The following is a 19,088-nucleotide window of genomic DNA, read 5'->3' on the forward strand; positions in this document are numbered from 1 at the left end:
GACAATCCCTTCCTTCATCGCATTATATTCTTTCTTTTAAAGAAAACAGCTACTGTAAAAGTAACTGTTTTGCTCTTCCTTCTATCCAAGTACTGCACGATCACTTTCCATTTGCTTTCCTCGGATTCTTTGAAACTCATGAAGTAGTTTTTCAATCGTTAAAGCCTTTTTCTCTTCTCCAGAAACTTCTAAAATGATTTGTCCCTTATCCATCATAATTAATCGATTTCCAAGATCAAGCGCTTGTTGCATGTTATGAGTTACCATTAATGTCGTTAATCCAAATTGCTCTACTACTTCACCGGTTAACTTCGTAATCAATTCCGCTCGAGCCGGATCAAGTGCAGCGGTATGTTCATCGAGTAAAAGTATATTAGGCTCGGTAAAAGTAGCCATTAATAAAGATAAGGCTTGACGTTCCCCACCTGATAGCAGACCGACTTTTGCGTTCAAGCGATTTTCAAGACCGAGGTTTATTCGCTCTAGATTCTCTCGAAACATTTGCTTTCTCTTTTTATTGACACCAATACGTAAGCCTCGTTTTTTGTTACGTGCATATGCCATTGCTAAATTCTCTTCAATTGTCATCGTTGGTGCAGTTCCAGCCATAGGATCTTGAAAAACTCTTCCTATATATTGGGAGCGTTTATATTCAGGTAGCATCGTAACATCTTTTTCGTTAATTTTCACATGACCGATATCTGGTTTTAATGAACCAGATATCATGTTCATTAACGTAGATTTCCCAGCACCGTTACTACCAATGACGGTAACAAAGTCTCCTTTTTTCATGTGGAGATTAATATGTTGAAGGGCTTTCTTTTCATCAAGCGTCCCTTCGTTAAACGTAATCGAAAGATTCTGTACATCAAGCATTATCTGCACCTCCTCCTTCTGCTAACATGGCTCGCTTCTTCCTTTTTCGGGAGGCTTCTTTCTGTCTTTCTATAATCTTTGGAGCTACAAGTGCAATGATTACTAGAGATGCAGTAATGAGCTTTGCATCACCTGTATCAAGAAACTTGACTCTTAAGGCAAGTGTTAAAACAATACGATAAAGGACCGCACCTGCAATAACAGCTAGAGTAGCACGTGCAATCGTTTTGGTTCCAAAAATAGCTTCTCCAATAATTACGGAAGCAAGACCTATAACAATCATCCCAATACCAACACTTACATCCGTAAAACCATCATTTTGTGCTACGAATGCACCCGATAATGCAACAAGGCCATTTGATATCCCTAAACCAATAATTTTCATATTATCCGTATTTGCCGACAAGCTACGAATCATTTTTTCATTATCGCCTGTTGCTCGTAAAGCAAGACCCACTTCTGTTTTTAGGAAGTAATCGATCACGAATTTGACCACGATTGTCACTAAAATCATGATAATAAGTACTGCCCATGTCCCTGGTAAACGATCTGCTCCAAGAGCCGTTAATATACTATTCAAAAATTCATCAATACCTAATTTTGCCCAAAATCCTTCTATCTGATTAAATACAGTCGACTCATTTAATAAGGCAATATTTGGTTTACCCATAATTCTTAGATTAATAGAATAAAGTGCAATCATCATTAATATTCCTGATAATAAAGGGTTAATCTTTCCCTTCGTATTCAAGACTCCTGTAATAATCCCGGCTATAAAACCAGCTATTAATGCATAAAATGTTGCTAAAACAGGCGGAACTCCGTTCACAATAGAAATTGCTGCTACTGCTCCCCCAGTCACAAAGCTTCCATCTACCGTTAAATCCGGGAAATCTAAAATACGAAACGAAAGATATACACCTAAAGCCATCAGCGCATAAATAAAACCAGATTCAATTGCGCTGAAAATCGCGATTAACATAGTACTCTCCCTCTCTTTTGCGCTGTCGACTCATTGTTGAGAAAACCCCGACATTTTTTCTCTGGAACTCGTAAATGTCGAGGTTTGCTATCATCTTCCCTATTATTCTGCAGCTGATGTCTCTACAACATTTTCATCATCCCAAGCATCTTGCCATTCAATACCTTGGGCTTCCGCTGCATCTTTGTTAATATACAATTCGATGTCTCCTGGATATTCAGGTGCTATATCCGTAATCGATTGTTCGCCTGTCAAAATAGAAACTGCCATTTCACCTGTTCGATAGCCAATATCATAATATTCAAATCCATAAGCTACAAAACCACCACGTTTTACAGAGTCAGGTTCTGCTACGACTAATGGAATACTTTGTTCTTCTGCAACACTAATTACAGATTCAAGTGCTGAAACTACCATATTATCCGTTACAATATAGAAGACGTCTGCATCTCCAACTAAAGATGTGGCAGATTGATTTACTTCTGAAGAGTTACCAACTGTTGCCTCTGTCGTTGAAAGACTCGTTCCTTCAATTGCTTCTTTCACCGCATTTACTTGATTAACAGAGTTGGCTTCTCCAGCGTTATAAACAAAACCTACCGTTGCACCTTCAAAATACGTATCAATGAAATCTACGGTTTGTTGAACTGCGTCAGGATGCATATCTAGTACACCTGTTATATTATCACCAGCTTGATCCATAGATTCTATTAATCCAGCATCTACCGCATCCGTTACAGATGTAAATAAAATTGGAATATCAGATGTTGCTTGTAATGCTGTTTGAGCACTAGGTGTTGAATTCGCAAAGATTAAATCAACATCGTCAGCTACAAAGTTGTTTGCAATTGTTGCTGCATTCGATTGTTCTCCATTTGCTGTTTGGAAAACAAACTCAACATCTAAACCAGCTTCATTAATCGCTGCCTGAAATCCTTCATATGCCGCGTCTAGTGACGGGTGTTCGACAATTTGTGTAGCACCAATAACAAACGATTCGCCACTCTCTGTTGCTTCTTCCTCTTCGTTCGTTTCTTGCGCTTCCGTGTTCTCGTCACTTTCCTCTGTAGAACTGTCGGAATCATCTGAAGAACCACATGCTACGAGTACGATCGACGTAAGCATAGAAACAATAAGAAGCATTAACCAATTTTTTCTCATCCCTCTACCCCCAAATATTCTGTATTGTTTAAATTTTTTGAAAACTTTTACGATAGATTATATCATATCTTTAGGTCTATGGGTATATAAACTATGAAGTTTTTTGCATAGTAATTATTGGTTTCTCTTGCTTATTCTAATTATCTACGAGAAACTAAAGATAGTTCTCCTTCCTTTTTTGGAGAATAACTTTAAGAACTATAGACATAGACTTTTTACGTATAGAAAGGGGAGATAGTATGGCTACTTCTGCAACACAAGAAACCATTCGTAAATGTATTGATACGTTATTCCAAATGACGGAGTACCTACCAGAGTTAGATGGTGAGGAACGCAATAAACGTTTCGAGTCGGCTAAGGAGATTTTGACGACTACAGATAAAGTGATTAAATCGTATCTTCGAGTCCGAAAAGATGATGGTCAAATTGTGCGTATCCCTTCCTACCGTGTACAACATAATAATATTGCTGGATTCTACAAAGGTGGAATTCGATTTAATGAATCTGTAAATGAAAAAGAAGTAGAGAATCTAGCCGTATTAATGACACTTAAAAATGCACTTCATCGTTTGCCTTTCGGAGGTGCAAAAGGTGGAGTTGTTGTTAATCCAACAAATTATTCCGATAAAGAACTATTTCGTATTTCACAAAAATATGTACAACGTTTCGCTAATGACCTAGGTCCAACCCATGACATTCCTGCTCCAGATATGGGGACAGATGCTCGAGTAATGGACTGGATGGTTGGAGAATACAAAACGATTCACCCCGGGCAAAACTATCAAGAATCATTTACAGGTAAAAGCATCGTAAATGGTGGTGCTAAAGGAAGACGCAAAGCTACTGGTAAAGGTACCTACTATAGCTATTGGTGGCTTGTTGAAAAATACGGACGGCAACATGCGGAGGCACCAAATAGCCTGCAGCTTGATCTACAAAAGGAACAAGTAGCCTTACTACAGCAACTGTTTGAAAAGAGCGACCAAGGTGAAACGATTTCCTTTGCTGTACAGGGCTTCGGAAACGTTGGTAGTGTGGCGGCATTAGAGGCTTACCACAGTAGTAATTTGAATCACAGAGTTACAGCCATAAGTGATGTTGGTGTAACACTTTACCACGAAAAAGGATTAGACATTCCTCGTCTAACTGAATACGCACGGGTACATAAGCATTTACCGTCAACACAACTAGAATTAGAGCAACTAGGAATTGAAGCTGAAATTTTGGACCGAGACGCTATTTTAACAATCGATGTGGATGTCTTAGTACTTGCTGCTTTAGAAAATCAGATTACGTCAAATAATGTACATGAAGTAAAGGCTAAAATTATTGTCGAAGGGGCCAATGCTCCCGTTGCTGGTGATGCGGACAAAATTTTGGAGGAAAAAGGTAGGATTGTTATCCCTGATATCCTCGTGAATGCTGGAGGAGTTATCGTCTCTTATCTAGAATGGAAACAAGGAAGAATTATTGAGCGTTACACAGAAGAACAAGTGTATGAAGAGATGTATGAGCACTTGGAAGAAAGCTATCATGAAGTATTCACTGCGTATGTGAAGAGTGGCTTTTCAAGTATTCGTGAAACATGTTATGTTCACGCGGTTCAACGTTTAATTACTTTATTGTTCCGTCATGGCAAACTCTATTAATAAATATAGGAGTACAGACTCCTTTTATAAAAAATATAGAAAACCAGTGGAGTTTTTATCCACTGGTTTTCTATTACTTATCCAAATCTGGTCGGTTAAAGAAGTCTGTAACTGCTCCTAAAGAGGAACATGATACATTATGTGCATATTTCCCTAAAATACCTCGTTTCACCATTTCTGGAGCTTTCCATTGTTGGCGACGACGTTCCAATTCTTCCTCTGAAACATCCATCGATATTTCTTTCTGATCCGAATCAATCGTAACCATGTCACCTTCTTCAAGCAGTGCGATTGGTCCGCCATCCTGAGCTTCTGGAGCAATATGACCTACCACAAGACCATGAGTACCACCAGAGAATCGACCATCTGTAAGCAATGCTACTTTTTCACCGAGTCCTTTTCCAACTAAAATAGCTGATATCGAAAGCATTTCTGGCATTCCAGGGCCACCTTTTGGTCCTACATAACGAATGACTAATACATCACCTTCGTTAATTTCATTATTCATTACAGCTTCTGTAGCTTCTTCCTCTGTATTAAATACGCGTGCAGGTCCAGTATGACGTGTTACCTTTACACCAGACACTTTGGCAACTGCTCCTCTTGGAGAAAGGTTACCTTTCAAGATTACTAGTGGGCCTGTCTTTCTATATGGGTTATCCAATGGATGGATAATGTCTTGTCCTTCAGCTAATTCAGGAGCATCTGCATAGTTTTCAGCAATTGTTTTACCTGTTACCGTTAAGCAATCACCGTGTAAATAGCCGTTCTCTAATAGAAGGCGCATTACTGCAGGAACTCCACCGATTTTATAAAGGTCCTCCATCACATACTTACCACTTGGCTTAAGGTCTGCCAAATGTGGCACTTTAGCTTGGATTTCATTAAAATCATCAATTGTTAAATCAACACCAGCTGCATTAGCAATAGATAGTAAATGCAGTACAGCATTCGTAGAACCACCTAACACCATTACAACAGTGATGGCATTCTCAAATGCTTCTTTCGTTAAAATATCTTTCGGGTAAATTCCTTTTTCTAATAAGTTAAGTACCGCTTCTCCTGCTTTAAAGCAATCTTCTTCCTTTTCAGGAGATTCTGCTGGGATCGAAGAACTTCCTGGTAAGCTCATTCCAAGTGCTTCTACTGCAGTTGCCATAGTGTTTGCAGTATACATACCACCACAAGATCCAGCACCTGGACACGCAGCACATTCAATACCTCTTAGTTCTTCATCATCAATATCACCGTTATTATGTTTACCAACACCTTCAAATACAGAAACAATATCTAATTTGTCTCCATTACGAAAGCCTGGCTTAATTGTTCCACCATATACGAAAACAGCTGGTACATCTGAACGAGCAATCGATATGAGACAGCCGGGAATATTTTTATCACAGCCTCCAATAGCTACATATCCATCCAGATTCTCTGCTCCAACAACTGTTTCAATCGAATCCGCAATTACATCACGACTTGGTAGTGAATAACGCATTCCAGAAGTCCCCATTGAAATACCATCAGAAACTGTGATGGTATTGAAAATCATCGGAGTACCTCCAGCTACTTTCGCACCATCTTTAGCAGCAATTGCTAAATCATTAATATGAATATTACATGGTGTTACTTCACTCCATGTACTTGCAATCCCTACCATCGGCTTTTTAAAATCTTCATCGGTAATACCTACTGCACGCAACATTGCTCTGTTTGGTGCACGTTTTGGATCATCATAAACATGACTTTTAATACGTAAATCTTTTCCCATTCCAATGCCTCCCGTTCTAAAACTCTTCTTACTTGTAGATCCGAAAATTACATCACCAAATTGTGAGAATTGTTCGACATCTCTTTATAATATACTATTCTAGCACAGTTAAATTAATATGAAATGGTAGATTGCTTAAAAATTTTAAAGTTTGTAATCGGACTATCCTAAAAATGGATTATACAAGCTTGTTTTTAGCTAGTTAACCCTATCGATAAATCACAGTACTATACTGCTGTTCAACTGCTTTAGGGTCGATCCATTTATGTGCTTTATTGACTGCAGTAATTGCTTCACTGTAACCAGAAGCGATTAATCCAGTTTTCCCATCGTAAGAAACAATATCTCCTGCAGCAAATACACCTGGTATATTCGTTGCCATATCTCCCTCTACGAGAATACGTCCCTTCTGCAATTCCACACCCCACTGATTAAATGGGGTAGCTTTTAGCTCTACTCCGTGATACATAAGAAGCTCGTCCGCTTCTATATTAAGCTTCTTCCCTTCCGGTAGCTCTAGGGTCACACTAGATAACTGACCATCTTTGACTTGTAAATCGCCTATTTTTGCTTGGTAATATATGTCTGCAGAGGAATTCTCAATTTTTTCAATATCCGCTTTATTCGTATAGTTGAAACGACGATCAGGATTCACCATGATTACTTCTTTTGCTTTATTTTCTAAAAATAGCCCCCACTCTACACCTGTCTTCATATCAGAGCTAATTATCACCCTTTTATTTACATACTGCTCTGCATTCATAATCGTAAACTTAGCTATTTCCTTATTCCGTACACGTTCCTTCCAACCATCCGGTTCTTTGCCATAAAACGTTCCATTCCCCGTAGCAAGTAAGATTGTTTTCGCATAATGCTTTTCCCCTGATGCTGTTACTAGCTCAAAATAACTGTCATCTACTTTATATATGTTTTCAACCCACTGATTCAGCCTTATTTCTGGTTGATGGCGCTCTGCTTGTTTTGTCATTTGTTCCACAAGCTCTTCCCCTGTAATCTCTGGATAACCGCCAACATCATAAATTCGCTTCTCAGGGAAAAATTGCATTACCTTTCCACCTAATTGAGGTTGAGACTCGATTAATTTCACGCTCATGCCACGCATAGTGGCATAGTATGTCGCAAATAAACCTGTTGTCCCTCCACCTATAACTACTAAATCCACTATATTATGTTGGGTCATCTATACTCAGCCTTTCTGTTTCACTAATCTGCTTGTATCTATAAGTTCTTGAAGGTTACCTGCACCAATACCGAACATAACCATTCTAAGTTCTAATTCTCTTTTTTCCATCCAAGTCATGACTGCTTCTTCTGATTCCATAGCTGGTTTTAATAATTCCCGAGCGAACCCTACATGATGTGCTCCTAGCGCTATTGCTTTTGCGGAATCATGTCCATTCTTAATCCCACCACTAGCCATTAATTTACTCTTGATACTCTTTTCTTTTATAAGCTCTAAACAATCGGATGTAGAGATACCCCAATCAGCAAATGCCTCGGCTGCTTCTTTTTTGACTTCGTCCGTAGAACGTAGCTTTTCTACTTGACTCCATGAAGTACCACCAGCTCCAGCAACGTCTATATAGGAAATTCCAATATCCATTAACTTTTGCGCTACTTCTCCATCTATACCAAACCCGACTTCTTTAACACCAACCGGTACATGTAAGTCCTTGATTATATTTTCCATCTTTCGTAACAGATTAGAAAAGTTTGTATCACCATTCGTCTGTATGATTTCTTGAATAGAGTTAAGATGAAACACAAGAGCATCCGCATCTGTCCACTCGATGATTTTCAAAATATCAGCTGACGTAACTCCGTAGTTAAGCTGCACGGCTCCGATATTTGCGATAATTGGTATCGTTGGTGCGAAAGACCGAACTTGAAAACTTTCCCTGTGCTGTTCACTTTCCAGCATTATCCGTGTAGAACCGAGTGCTAGAATCCAGCCACGCGATTCCGCTGCTTGGGCCAAATTTCGATTTATTTTACTTGCGAGCTCGACACCTCCAGTCATAGAACTTACAAGAAAAGGTGTGTTCACAGGTCGTTGGAAAAAATCCGTTCGCATGTCGATTTCGGAGAAGTCTAGCTCTGGAAGCGCGCAATGCCGAAATTGATACCGATCAAAACCTGTCATTTTTTTACTAAGGGATGCGTCCGATAAACTATGCTGAATATGCTCACTCTTTCGTTGATGGATATTGGTCATAAGCTATTCCTCCGTCATCTTTTTCTCTATAGTAGCTTGAATCAACAGAAAAAGCATGTATAACGGTACAAAGGGAATAAAAATATAAACAAACCAATCCACATTCTACCTATTTTAAGGCATAATAGAATTGGAATTTATTTAAAAGGGAGCATTTATATATGAAAGCGAAACTTATTGATCGACTTATTCGTTATGCAAAGATAAATACACAATCAGATGAAAACAATCCAAGTTGTCCTTCAACAAAGGGCCAGTGGGATTTAGCTCATTTATTAGTAGAGGAATTGGATGAAATAGGCATGGAGGATGTAACAATCGATGAAAATGCTTATATTATGGCAACACTTCCAAGTAATATAACGACAGCTGATACGATTCCTACAGTTGGATTCTTAGCACATATTGACACAGCAACAGATTTTACAGGTGAAAACGTAAAGCCACAAATTGTTGAAAATTATGATGGTGGAGACATCGTCCTTAACAAACAAAAAAATATTACGTTATCACCATCTGACTTTCCAGAGCTTTCCTCGTATCAAGGAAATACCTTAATTACAACAGACGGCACAACGTTACTCGGAGCAGATAACAAAGCGGGCATTGCTGAGATTATGACTGCTATGGAGTATCTAATTAATCATCCAGAAATAAAACACGGTAATGTGCGAGTAGCCTTTACGCCTGACGAGGAAATTGGGAGAGGACCACACCTATTTGATGTCGAAAAATTCAATGCAGATTTCGCTTATACGATAGATGGGGGACCGTTAGGCGAACTACAATATGAAAGCTTTAATGCCGCAGCTGCAAAGCTGACGTTTAAAGGGAACAACGTTCATCCCGGTACAGCGAAAGGAAAAATGGTGCATGCAAGTAAGCTAGCAATGGAATTTCACAACCAGTTACCAGCACACGAAGCACCTGAATTCACAGAGAATTATGAAGGGTTCTATCATTTAATATCATTTGAAGGAGATGTAGAGGAAGCTAAACTATATTACATTATCCGCGACCATAACCGTGAGCTGTTCCAACAGAAAAAGAACTTTGTAAAAGAAGCTGTAAACAAACTACAAAAACAGTACGGTGATGAGCGTGTACGCTTAGAAATGACCGATCAATATTTTAATATGGCAGAAAAAATTGAACCGGTTAAATACATTGTAGATATCGCGGCTGAAGCAATGAAGGATGTTAGTGTTACACCAATTATCCAACCAATCCGAGGTGGCACAGACGGTTCACAGTTATCTTTCATGGGGCTCCCTACTCCTAATATATTTACTGGTGGCGAGAACTTCCACGGAAAGTACGAATATATCTCTGTTCAATCCATGGAAAAAGCTACCGAGACCATTATTAAAATCGTTGAACGATTATCTGAAAATAAGAACTGATTTTCATTTTTTAACTTCTGAATTCTATAACATCACATAGCATATTAAGGGGATAATACCTTATTCTTTTATGGTTATCCCCTTTCCATTAAGATTGCATATTTTCGATTAGAATCTACTATATTCGTTTTAATCATATAAAATAGGAAGTTCCTCTACAATATTTGTTAAATTATGCTAGTATATATATTGTTTATGACTTTTTTTCATATAAATTTACAGGGAGGATTATATTGTGGATAACAACATTCAACGCCCACTTAGTTTTGGGAAAATCTTAGATCAAACGTTTCGTATTATTAGAGGATATTTTAAACCTATATTTTTAATTGTATTTTATATCATGATTCCAGTACTAGCCTTGCAAGCTATTATTCTTGCAGTAACTGGTCACAAAATGCTAATTGGCGATGATTCCATTCAGAACATTTGGAGCGCCACTGCGACAGAGTTAGATATGTATGCAGATTACAACCCTATTAGAGATTTTGGTTATTTCTTATCCATGGCTCCAATCTTTTTTGCTACCCCATTAATTGTAGGTGCTATTTCTCATGTAGTAAAACGAGCTAGAGCTGGAGAACCTGCAGAGGCTGTAGAAATGATAAAGTTGACCTTTCCTAGATATTGGCCATTATTAGGAAGCACACTACTATTTGGTATCATAGCTTTTAGTATTGTATTCGCTAGTATCTTTGCTGGAGCATTTTTAGTAGCATTCCTAGCAATCGAATCGGCATATGTTATCGCTATTCTTCTTGCACTTCTTATGATAGTTGGTGGCTTTATCGGATACGGCCTCTTATTTACAAGATGGATTCTCTACCTTCCGGCTACTCTTTTTGAAAAAGTTGCACCAGGATTAGGGAGAAGTTGGAGATTAACAAAGCGACAAACATGGAAGTTCTTTGGTATATACGTTATTCTTACCATTCTTAGCTCTATTATTATCGGAGCACTTAATTTTCTTCCGGCACTATTTTTAGGTACTAGTATCATTGGAAACCTATGGACAAATTTTGTATCGTTAATTTCCTCTATCATTCTTGCTGTTGCTTGGGCGATTATGTATTTTGACGCCTCTTTAAGACAAGATGCGGCGGATATTCAAGATTTGGTAGATACATATAATACGTAAAAGGAGATATCTACTTGTATGAAACAAGAGATGAGAGAAAATCTCGATTCCATTTTATCGAAATCAGAATATCAAGTGTATTACGAGGATAACCGTAGTTTGATAGAGCGACTCTGGGATTGGTTTATGGACTGGCTTATTAAATTTCTCAGTCTGTTCGATATTGAATTAGCACCAAGCAGTCATACGGCAAATTTAATCGTCCTTATCCTAGTTATTATTGCAGCTCTCCTGCTTGTTCTTCTTGTTACATTATTTATTAGGAGAATGATTAGGCGTCATGCGCTAAAATCTAAAGGGATTTTCCTTGCAGATGAAGCCGATTGGACGTATCAGCAACATTTAGAAGAAGCTCAACTCAATCGCGATAAATCATTGTTCGATATCGCCACAAGACATACTTTCTTGGCGTTCTTATTGTTTTTACAAGAACATAACTTAGTCGAAATAAAGCGCTGGAAAACGAACTGGGAATATGCAAATGAGCTCTCATCGACGAATCCATCATTTGTTCCTCGATACCATGAAGCTGCTAATTTCTTTGAGAAGGTTACTTATGGTGATGAAACCGTCAATGAGGAACAATTTCATCTATATTATGAAAATATGAATCATTGGATGAATGACCTCGAAAGCACGAGAAAGGCAGGTGAGGAAAAGTGAGACGTATAAATCCTGCCGTTCTCTATCCGTTATTTCTAGTCATTGTACTAGTTTTAGTTACGATCTTTACGTATAAAGAGGAAGCAAAGCAATATCCACCTTTTGCTATGGATTCTCCTTCTCCTACAGGAACAAAGGCAATCGTAACGTATTTACAGGAGAATTTAGACGCCAAAATTGATGAAGAACTACCTAGTGAAGGAAATAATCTAAATCAAATACGAGTGCTCATTGATCCTGCTCTATTCTCAAAGATAGAAGTCGAAGAAGCGTACCTTGATTTTATAGAGAGCGGGAATACGTTGGTCGTTTTGAAAGAGAATCCAGACGAATTATTTGATATTCAATCCGAATATTCCTTTCAAACATTAACAGTTGTTGGAGAGGCTGAGGAGACAACGGTCTTTGCCGATAACGAACCTTTCCAAGCTACTATTTTTAGTAACTTCCGTATTACACCGTCACCCGATGATACTGTACTAGTAGAAGACGAATCTGGTGACGCAATTGCTATCGAACGAAATATTGGGGATGGGAAGCTAATTGTTTCCACAGAACCTGGTTGGATAACGAATCATTTTATACTATCTAGTAATCATTTAGAGCTCTTTCAAGAAATAGCACCGTTGGATGAAGATGGAGAATGGGTTCTCGACAGCTTATCGGCTGATCATGTAAGTGCTAGTATCCCAATCTATGAAGTTTATCATGGCTGGGTTTATATTATCATTTTCTGTGGAGCAGTCTTAACACTTCTGTTTCTTTGGTATCAGGGAAAGAGATTTGGACCTGTTCATGTACGACGTGAGGATATCGTTCGATATAGTAATGAACGTATAAAAGCTATTTCGATTTGGCACGTCAAAGGAAAGCACTATAAAGAGGCTATCGATAAACAATTAGACTATTTAAAAGAAATCATTAGAGCACGATTCGGAGTCCCTTTACATCATAGTTGGCAGGATCGACTCCAACACATTCAAAAGTTTCTTACAATTAAGAATATAGATGAATTATCACATCAAATAAGTGAATTAGAACAAAAGGATGCAGTCAATAAACAAGAATTTCTTGCCTGGTCAAAATGGTTAGATGAAATTCGGGAAGAGGTGGAACAAAAATGACAGAAACGATTGGTGAATTATTAAAAAAGTACGAAGAAAGAATTATTGGGCAGCAAAAGAACCTTCGCTTTATGTTAACTTCTGCACTAGCTGGTGGACACGTCTTAATTGAGGGTGTCCCCGGAACTGGAAAAACACAAATGGTAAAAACGTTAGCTAGTCTATTGGACTCCGATTTTAACCGTGTTCAGTTTACTCCAGATTTGCTACCGAGTGATATCACAGGTAACGCTATTTTTAATATGAAAGAACAATCCTTTCAAACGATTAAAGGACCGATTTTTACGAATGTATTGTTAGCTGATGAGATTAACCGTACACCAGCAAAAACACAAGCGGCTTTGTTAGAGGCAATGGAAGAAAAGCAAGTAACGATTCAAGGAGAAACCTTTAAGCTTCCTGATTTCTTTTTCGTAGTAGCCACTCAGAATCCAATAGAATTTGAAGGGACATACCCTTTACCAGAGGCTCAGCAAGACCGATTCTTAATGAAAATTATGATTGATTTCCCAACTCTGGAAGATGAAGTTAGCATCTTAAACATGGTATTAGAGGAAGCAATACAAGAAAGTGCGATTACTCCTATTTTTGCGAAGGAGCAATTAAAAGAAATCCAGCGAGAAGTTCACGCGGTAAAATTAAGTGAGGATATAGCAGATTATGTTACAAAAATCGTTCGAAAAACTCGTGAAACTGAACATATCCAACATGGCGCAAGTACGCGCGCGATCATTGCGATCGCAAAAACTAGTAAAGCTTGGGCTTACCTGGAAGGGAGAGACTATGTTACTCCTGATGATGTGAAAATGATGGCAGCTCCTTGCCTAAGACACCGTATCCAGTTATCTCCTTATGCCGAATTGGAGGGGTCCCACATTGATGAAACGATTCAGACGATTGTTGGATCGGTTACTGTTCCGAGATAGGGGAATCATTCCTACTAAAAAACTGCTCTATCTATTTCTTGCATTAAGTGGTGCGCTGTTTCTAATTTCCTTTTTGTTTTTCTCTTGGATATTATTAGGGTTAGCTATTGTAGCAGTACTTGGACTTACCCTATTTGACTTATTCTATTCCCCAAACCGGAAAGATTTAGAGGTACATAGGGACGTTCCAGATGAGTTAGAGCGCTTTGAAACAGAACTGATTACCATAACGTTAGAAAATAAATCCATCTTCCCCTGTTATGTAAGAATAGAGGATGACTTGCCACAAAGTTTTCAAGCCTCTTATCCTACAAGGTTTCTTTTACAACCTGGAAAAGGAGAGTTGGAATACAGTGTTAAACCAAGCGTGCGAGGGAAATATCATCCAAATAAAATCTATATTCGTTATCATAGCCAGCTTGGTTTATGGGAAAAACAAATAACCATGCCGTACGAACAAGAAATAAAGGTAATACCGAATCTATCTGAAACAAAGCGATATTTAGAAAGTGCACAAAGCTTTTTGCTTCACGAAGGAATTAAGACGAGGCGTTTAAAAAGTGGTCAAGGCGAATTTGCTAACATCCGAAATTATGTTGTTGGCGATGACCCTCGTAAGATTAATTGGAGACAATCCGCTAAATTACAAGAGGTTATGACAAATAACGATGAGCCCGAACACGGTAAATATGTGACAATCTTAATTGATTGTGGCCGATTAATGGGAGCCGAATTAAAGAGCGGCAATCGCCTTGAACGTACCATTGAGGCTGCTATTACTCTGGCTGCTTGTGCGCTCGATAATGGAGATCATGTTAGCGTTGTTGCGTTCGCGAAGGATATTGAAATGACAATTCCTGCAGGTAAGGGATTAGATCATTTAAATACGATTTTAAGAGGGATTTATGATTTAGAAGTACAGGCAAGTGAATCTAATTATGCGATGGCTTTTCAACACGCACAACGAATTCAAACAAGGCGAAGCATGATGATTCTATTTACCGATGTGTACTCTCTTACGCACGAAAGTCATTCCTTCTATTTTCTTAAGCAATTGCGAAGAAAACATTTAGTGCTGTTGACAGGTATAGAGGACGAGTTGCTCCACCGTACAATCGAACAAGAGCCAACAACGATTTATCGTGCGATGCAAAAAAGTACTGCTCAAGAACAGTACTTAGCTTTTAATCGTATGAAGCTCGTTTGGAGTCGCCAAGGTATCACTTTAATAGAGTCTAAGGAAGATAAACTCGCTGTATCGACGATATCGCATTATATCGATGCACTCAATCGTGGATTGATTGGCTAAATGTAGTAAGGCACGAAGGTTCAAGTATTACTTGAACCTTCAACTTATGCAGGATTTTTCTTTAAAAAATAATTTCCTAACATCACATAGGCAGTGATTCCAACTAATGTTAGTCCTGCAACAGCATATTTCATTTCTAATGAAAATGATCCAGGGGTAATAAAGCCTTCTATAATCCCGGCAATGATGAAAATAGGAACGGTACCTATCATTAGTAAAACAGAACGCTTTGCTTGTGTTTTTAAGTGTGACACACGAGAATGGGGGCCAGGTACGAATAGTTTATAACCCATTAACAATCCTGCTCCACCAGCAATGAATATCGCAATTAGTTCAATTACACCGTGTGGTAAAATAAATGCCCAAAATACATAGGAATTTCCGTAATTCCAAAAAACAGCAGCCAATGCACCTATAATGAGACCATTGTAGATTAATATATAGACTGTTAACAAGCCAAACGTAATACCACCTGCAAAAGCTAGAATAGCAACTTGAATATTATTCGTCATAATCATAGCAGACATGCCAGGAGCATCTTGATTACCTGTGGATTCACCTAAAGTTGCAGGTTCTACAGATTGAACCATATCCTCTGGTAATATGCTATAAATATAGTTGGGATTTTCAATCACAGCTAGGAAACTAGCCAAACCACCAAAAACAAACAATAGCATAGCAATAACAACAGCTTTCCATTGCTCAATTAGCAGACTAGGAAACTTTTTCCCTAGGAAGCTACCTAATTGTTTCCAAGAAGATTGTTGGGATTGGTATAATATATTATGTGCTTTCGATAAAAGCTGATTTAAGTAGAAAGTAACTTCTTCATCTGGAAAAAAGGTTTGACTATATGATAATTGACGAGAAACCTTTTGGTATGTAGTTTGAAACTCTTTCACAGAAGTGTATGTCTTTTTCTTCGGCATTTCTATAATTAGTTTCTCTAAATCGTTCCAATCATTACGATACTGCTGAATAAATTGACTTAGTTTCATCACACTCACCTTTGCTAATTGTTGTTTTAATATCATTATATAGAAAAGAGGGAAAGGATGGAAGAACAACCATTTCAAGTGAAAACACCGGAATATGTCTCTTTGCAGTTTCAATTAGCCAATCTCGGATCCAGAGCTACGGCTAGTATAATTGATCACCTCATTATCATCGTTGCTCAAGTATTAACACTGATTGGATTCTCATTTCTTGCAGGATTAACAGCAGAAGCCATTCCTATGTCACCAGGGTGGATTATTGCTATTATCCTTATTATTATATTTATTTTTAACTTCGGATATTTCATTATATTAGAATATTTTTGGGGTGGCCGGACAATCGGAAAACGAATCCTCGGAATCCGTGTCATCCAAGAAAACGGACACAATATTACATTTTTATCTAGTATTATTCGCAATTTTTTAAGATTAATTGATTCATTACCATCAAGTTATGCTTTAGGGATTTTACTCATTTTCTTACACTCTAAACATAAACGCCTTGGTGATTTAGCAGCAGGTACAATTGTCGTCCATGAAAGAGGAAAACAAGAAACTTCTAAGCTTAAACGCTATATCGACTCCAAGGGTATAACCGAGTATACCATATCGATAGAAGAACAGGAATTACATGTTTTCTCCCAAAAGGACTGGGAATTACTCGATAAATATTGCCAACGTCTACCTAACTTAGATACCCAGACGAAGAATAAATTAAATAAAGAGATTGCGGATATTCTTCTCCCTAAAATAAACATTACGTACAATGGGAATGAAGAAATGTTACTATTAGCACTTTACCTAAACCTTAAGAAAATATGGAGCTATTAAAGCTACTTAGCCCATAAAAATAAGCCTGTTCTCCTAATATAGGAGCAGGCTTTTTAATTGACTCAAGAGCCAAATTAGTTATCTCATTTGTTTTCCAGCAATCACTGGTGAATGGTGCATGTTTTCCGCATTTAACTTTTCTTTTAGTTTTTTTCTGCGAGTTGCTAAATGTTGAAGAGCAGATAAAACAAGAAAAGTAAGAAGAACAGTCAATGAAACAAGATACAATGACAACGTCATGACCAACTCTCCCCTTTCCTCAAAAATTATCCATTTATTAATGAATTCACTTATATCATAACATATTTACGCTTAATGTAAATGATATTAATGAAATTCTTTTATATTCTCTCATATACTCTCCATTATAGTCGATTACTTAAAATTTGTTCATGAATATTATTAAAAATGGCTTTTCTCTCTACTTTGCCTACCCATGTCCAGGAAAAATTAATTCCGTTGAATCTAAGTATGCATGGAAGTAAAATTTTTTGTCAGAAGGATGCCTTTTTAGCCGACGCAAAGGATTTTAGTCTCGATATTGAATTTCAGCGTAAGATAAGAACAAACTTCTTTGGCGGAGAAAGATTTATCACGCAATAACTTGAAGACGACGGGGGGAACGATTATTTTAGTCAGCAGAGTCTTTGCAGTAGTACCTGAATAGGGAGGTAATAAGGGGGGAAGGCAGAGTTGGTGGATTCATCAATATGTTCTCTTGCTTTCACCCCAAAGGTGAAGAACTTCGTTTCTCTATTTTCTCTCCATCCTCATAAGTTACATCAACTCGTCTACTTTGAGTATTTCTATTTTCCTCGATGTTTTCTGGATAATATAACCTTTTTCTTCAAATTCGGTTAGCTTTCTGCTAATTGTTTCTGGAGTAGTACCTAAGTAAGATGCTAATTCTTTCCTTGTCATTTGAAGAATAACTTCCTCATTTTCATTAGCATTATTGATTAAATACTGCGCAATCCGTTTATCAACGGTTTCGATCGCTACACTTGTCGCTTGTGTTTCCGTTTCACCCAATCTTTGTGAAAACTTTTCTAAGATTTTAAGAGAAATGGTCGGATATTCTAACAAAAAGTTCTGAAGGTCTTTCTGCCCAATACTACATATACTAGATTTTTGAGTCGCCACAGCATATGATTCATGGGTAGAAGCATTAAATAGAGCATATTCTCCTGTAAATTCACCAGGGCCTAAAATACGAATCGTTTGTTCACGACCAGATTCACTATCCCGATATATACGTAGTCGTCCTTTGTACACAATGTATAACGTCTGGGATTCTTCATATGGTCGATACAAAATCTCTCCTTTTTCTAAGTGGATTGGACGGGCGCTTTCCATAATTTTATCCATTTGCCACTCTTCTAAATGATTGAATATCGGAACGGAGGCTACACATGAGCGATGGCTATTTAAAGAAGACACATTATCTCATCCCTTCAATTCGTCATAATAACGTACCTATAGTTTGAGTATAACATGTTTAATTGCGATGAAGAAAAGTCGTAAGAGGTAGAAAAAGCACTCTCCTCTTGTGGAAAGTGCCTTTCATATGATTCAAGTTCCAAGACTAAAAAAGGGGAGCAATCACATAATTAATTAGAAACCAGAGAATTCCGAAAAAGATAATTAAATACGCAATATATTTTATCGCAGCGACTCCCACTTTGCTTGGATCCGACTTTTTCTCTCTTTTTTCAACATCCACATCTCGTTGTTCGTCACTCATGAAGATTCTCCTCTCCCGATTAGGTAGTATATATCTCTTTACCCGCTATTCGCTCACCATAATCATTTACATGAGAGGAGCTCGATTGTCCTATCGTTTACAATTAACGGCTCATGAAAGCCCACGACTTTAGTCGTTGGGATGAAATGAGCCAACTACATTAAATACAAACTAATACTTGTGATTTGTTTAAATTTTGCATACAATAATTATTAGATAGGGGGTATCTATCTAATGTCTGACAAATACATTCATAAAAAAGGGATCGTGTATTTAAACC

The 19,088-nt window shown here is 37.8% G+C and carries 19 protein-coding genes and 1 pseudogene; 9 read left to right on the plus strand and 11 right to left on the minus strand.

Going from position 1 to position 19,088, the window contains the following annotated elements; genetic code table 11:
- Positions 1-81 precede the first annotated feature (81 nt).
- From GGQ92_RS09760 to GGQ92_RS09770, 3 genes are all read right to left on the minus strand, one after another.
- Positions 82-876: an ABC transporter ATP-binding protein gene (locus tag GGQ92_RS09760; RefSeq protein WP_184247837.1), complete on the minus strand. Its 795-nt coding sequence runs from the start codon at positions 874-876 to the stop codon at positions 82-84.
- Positions 869-1,858: an ABC transporter permease gene (locus GGQ92_RS09765; RefSeq protein WP_184247839.1), complete on the minus strand. Its 990-nt coding sequence runs from the start codon at positions 1,856-1,858 to the stop codon at positions 869-871. The genes GGQ92_RS09760 and GGQ92_RS09765 overlap by 8 nt, the downstream gene beginning before the upstream one ends.
- Before the next feature lie 102 nt (positions 1,859-1,960).
- On the minus strand, positions 1,961-3,019 hold the full coding sequence (locus GGQ92_RS09770) for an ABC transporter substrate-binding protein (RefSeq protein ID WP_184247840.1): 1,059 nt from the start codon (positions 3,017-3,019) through the stop codon (positions 1,961-1,963).
- 239 nt (positions 3,020-3,258) lie between these two features.
- On the opposite strand from GGQ92_RS09770, the gene GGQ92_RS09775 reads away from it, so the two are divergent.
- Complete coding sequence (locus tag GGQ92_RS09775; protein WP_184247843.1) at positions 3,259-4,668, plus strand: Glu/Leu/Phe/Val family dehydrogenase; 1,410 nt, start codon at positions 3,259-3,261, stop codon at positions 4,666-4,668.
- Positions 4,669-4,741: 73 nt separating this feature from the next.
- Here GGQ92_RS09775 and ilvD read toward each other — a convergent pair whose 3' ends face one another.
- The 3 genes from ilvD to fni all read right to left on the minus strand — a co-directional run bounded on the left by ilvD (position 4,742) and on the right by fni (position 8,675).
- Entirely contained in the window at positions 4,742-6,439 is a 1,698-nt protein-coding gene (gene ilvD / locus GGQ92_RS09780; RefSeq protein WP_184247846.1) for a dihydroxy-acid dehydratase, read from the minus strand.
- 208 nt (positions 6,440-6,647) lie between these two features.
- Positions 6,648-7,640 (minus strand): NAD(P)/FAD-dependent oxidoreductase, encoded by a 993-nt coding sequence (locus GGQ92_RS09785; RefSeq protein WP_184247852.1) that lies wholly within the window; start codon positions 7,638-7,640, stop codon positions 6,648-6,650.
- 6 nt (positions 7,641-7,646) lie between these two features.
- A complete protein-coding gene (fni, locus tag GGQ92_RS09790) occupies positions 7,647-8,675 on the minus strand; it encodes a type 2 isopentenyl-diphosphate Delta-isomerase (protein WP_184247855.1) in 1,029 nt (342 codons plus the stop codon).
- 161 nt (positions 8,676-8,836) lie between these two features.
- Here fni and pepT point away from each other — a divergent pair, with 161 nt between their 5' ends.
- The 6 genes from pepT (at position 8,837) to GGQ92_RS09820 (ending at position 15,238) form a co-directional block, all read left to right on the plus strand.
- Positions 8,837-10,078, plus strand: a complete 1,242-nt coding sequence (gene pepT, locus GGQ92_RS09795; protein WP_184247859.1) for a peptidase T — start codon at positions 8,837-8,839, stop codon at positions 10,076-10,078.
- 235 nt (positions 10,079-10,313) lie between these two features.
- On the plus strand, positions 10,314-11,216 hold the full coding sequence (locus GGQ92_RS09800) for a hypothetical protein (protein WP_184247862.1): 903 nt from the start codon (positions 10,314-10,316) through the stop codon (positions 11,214-11,216).
- A gap of 18 nt (positions 11,217-11,234) precedes the next feature.
- The gene (locus GGQ92_RS09805) at positions 11,235-11,879 is read left to right on the plus strand and encodes a DUF4129 domain-containing protein (protein WP_184247865.1); all 645 of its coding nucleotides are present in this window, start codon (positions 11,235-11,237) and stop codon (positions 11,877-11,879) included.
- Positions 11,876-13,003, plus strand: coding sequence for a DUF4350 domain-containing protein (locus GGQ92_RS09810; protein WP_184247868.1), 1,128 nt, complete (start codon positions 11,876-11,878; stop codon positions 13,001-13,003). Before GGQ92_RS09805 ends, GGQ92_RS09810 begins: the two co-directional genes overlap by 4 nt.
- Positions 13,000-13,929 carry an AAA family ATPase gene (locus GGQ92_RS09815; RefSeq protein WP_184247871.1) on the plus strand — a complete coding sequence of 310 codons (930 nt, stop codon included), beginning with the start codon at positions 13,000-13,002 and terminating at the stop codon, positions 13,927-13,929. The genes GGQ92_RS09810 and GGQ92_RS09815 overlap by 4 nt, the downstream gene beginning before the upstream one ends.
- A complete protein-coding gene (locus tag GGQ92_RS09820) occupies positions 13,883-15,238 on the plus strand; it encodes a DUF58 domain-containing protein (RefSeq protein WP_184247875.1) in 1,356 nt (451 codons plus the stop codon). The genes GGQ92_RS09815 and GGQ92_RS09820 overlap by 47 nt, the downstream gene beginning before the upstream one ends.
- Positions 15,239-15,282: 44 nt before the next feature.
- On the opposite strand, the gene GGQ92_RS09825 is transcribed toward GGQ92_RS09820, so the two are convergent.
- Complete coding sequence (locus GGQ92_RS09825) at positions 15,283-16,236, minus strand: stage II sporulation protein M (protein ID WP_184247878.1); 954 nt, start codon at positions 16,234-16,236, stop codon at positions 15,283-15,285.
- 57 nt (positions 16,237-16,293) lie between these two features.
- On the opposite strand from GGQ92_RS09825, the gene GGQ92_RS09830 reads away from it, so the two are divergent.
- Positions 16,294-17,064, plus strand: coding sequence for an RDD family protein (locus tag GGQ92_RS09830; protein ID WP_184247881.1), 771 nt, complete (start codon positions 16,294-16,296; stop codon positions 17,062-17,064).
- A 78-nt stretch (positions 17,065-17,142) separates the two neighbouring features.
- Here GGQ92_RS09830 and GGQ92_RS09835 read toward each other — a convergent pair whose 3' ends face one another.
- Positions 17,143-17,304: a hypothetical protein gene (locus GGQ92_RS09835; RefSeq protein WP_184247884.1), complete on the minus strand. Its 162-nt coding sequence runs from the start codon at positions 17,302-17,304 to the stop codon at positions 17,143-17,145.
- A gap of 168 nt (positions 17,305-17,472) precedes the next feature.
- On the opposite strand from GGQ92_RS09835, the gene GGQ92_RS09840 reads away from it, so the two are divergent.
- Entirely contained in the window at positions 17,473-17,667 is a 195-nt protein-coding gene (locus GGQ92_RS09840) for an AIM24 family protein (RefSeq protein WP_425486401.1), read from the plus strand.
- Between the two features lie 174 nt (positions 17,668-17,841).
- Here GGQ92_RS09840 and GGQ92_RS16700 read toward each other — a convergent pair whose 3' ends face one another.
- The 3 genes and pseudogenes from GGQ92_RS16700 to GGQ92_RS09850 form a co-directional block, all read right to left on the minus strand.
- A complete protein-coding gene (locus tag GGQ92_RS16700; protein WP_425486402.1) occupies positions 17,842-18,096 on the minus strand; it encodes a Crp/Fnr family transcriptional regulator in 255 nt (84 codons plus the stop codon).
- Positions 18,097-18,153: 57 nt separating this feature from the next.
- Positions 18,154-18,432 (minus strand): annotated as a pseudogene (locus tag GGQ92_RS16705) (Crp/Fnr family transcriptional regulator); the annotation flags it as partial.
- A 217-nt stretch (positions 18,433-18,649) separates the two neighbouring features.
- The gene (locus tag GGQ92_RS09850; protein ID WP_184247887.1) at positions 18,650-18,808 is read right to left on the minus strand and encodes a hypothetical protein; all 159 of its coding nucleotides are present in this window, start codon (positions 18,806-18,808) and stop codon (positions 18,650-18,652) included.
- Between the last annotated feature and the right edge of the window lie 280 nt (positions 18,809-19,088).

The sequence above is a fragment of the Gracilibacillus halotolerans genome, from assembly GCF_014206945.1.
GTDB classification, from domain to species: domain Bacteria; phylum Bacillota; class Bacilli; order Bacillales; family Amphibacillaceae; genus Gracilibacillus; species Gracilibacillus halotolerans.

What these genes read in the sequence shown, in the direction of transcription:
- GGQ92_RS09760 (WP_184247837.1), bottom strand. Translation starts at nt 876, where the DNA reads ATGCTTGATGTACAGAATCTTTCGATTACGTTTAACGAAGGGACGCTT.
- GGQ92_RS09765 (WP_184247839.1), bottom strand. Translation starts at nt 1,858, where the DNA reads ATGTTAATCGCGATTTTCAGCGCAATTGAATCTGGTTTTATTTATGCG.
- GGQ92_RS09770 (WP_184247840.1), bottom strand. Translation starts at nt 3,019, where the DNA reads ATGAGAAAAAATTGGTTAATGCTTCTTATTGTTTCTATGCTTACGTCG.
- GGQ92_RS09775 (WP_184247843.1), top strand. Translation starts at nt 3,259, where the DNA reads ATGGCTACTTCTGCAACACAAGAAACCATTCGTAAATGTATTGATACG.
- ilvD (WP_184247846.1), bottom strand. Translation starts at nt 6,439, where the DNA reads ATGGGAAAAGATTTACGTATTAAAAGTCATGTTTATGATGATCCAAAA.
- GGQ92_RS09785 (WP_184247852.1), bottom strand. Translation starts at nt 7,640, where the DNA reads ATGACCCAACATAATATAGTGGATTTAGTAGTTATAGGTGGAGGGACA.
- fni (WP_184247855.1), bottom strand. Translation starts at nt 8,675, where the DNA reads ATGACCAATATCCATCAACGAAAGAGTGAGCATATTCAGCATAGTTTA.
- pepT (WP_184247859.1), top strand. Translation starts at nt 8,837, where the DNA reads ATGAAAGCGAAACTTATTGATCGACTTATTCGTTATGCAAAGATAAAT.
- GGQ92_RS09805 (WP_184247865.1), top strand. Translation starts at nt 11,235, where the DNA reads ATGAAACAAGAGATGAGAGAAAATCTCGATTCCATTTTATCGAAATCA.
- GGQ92_RS09815 (WP_184247871.1), top strand. Translation starts at nt 13,000, where the DNA reads ATGACAGAAACGATTGGTGAATTATTAAAAAAGTACGAAGAAAGAATT.
- GGQ92_RS09820 (WP_184247875.1), top strand. Translation starts at nt 13,883, where the DNA reads ATGAAACGATTCAGACGATTGTTGGATCGGTTACTGTTCCGAGATAGG.
- GGQ92_RS09825 (WP_184247878.1), bottom strand. Translation starts at nt 16,236, where the DNA reads ATGAAACTAAGTCAATTTATTCAGCAGTATCGTAATGATTGGAACGAT.
- GGQ92_RS09830 (WP_184247881.1), top strand. Translation starts at nt 16,294, where the DNA reads ATGGAAGAACAACCATTTCAAGTGAAAACACCGGAATATGTCTCTTTG.
- GGQ92_RS09835 (WP_184247884.1), bottom strand. Translation starts at nt 17,304, where the DNA reads ATGACGTTGTCATTGTATCTTGTTTCATTGACTGTTCTTCTTACTTTT.
- GGQ92_RS09840 (WP_425486401.1), top strand. Translation starts at nt 17,473, where the DNA reads ATGGCTTTTCTCTCTACTTTGCCTACCCATGTCCAGGAAAAATTAATT.
- GGQ92_RS09850 (WP_184247887.1), bottom strand. Translation starts at nt 18,808, where the DNA reads ATGAGTGACGAACAACGAGATGTGGATGTTGAAAAAAGAGAGAAAAAG.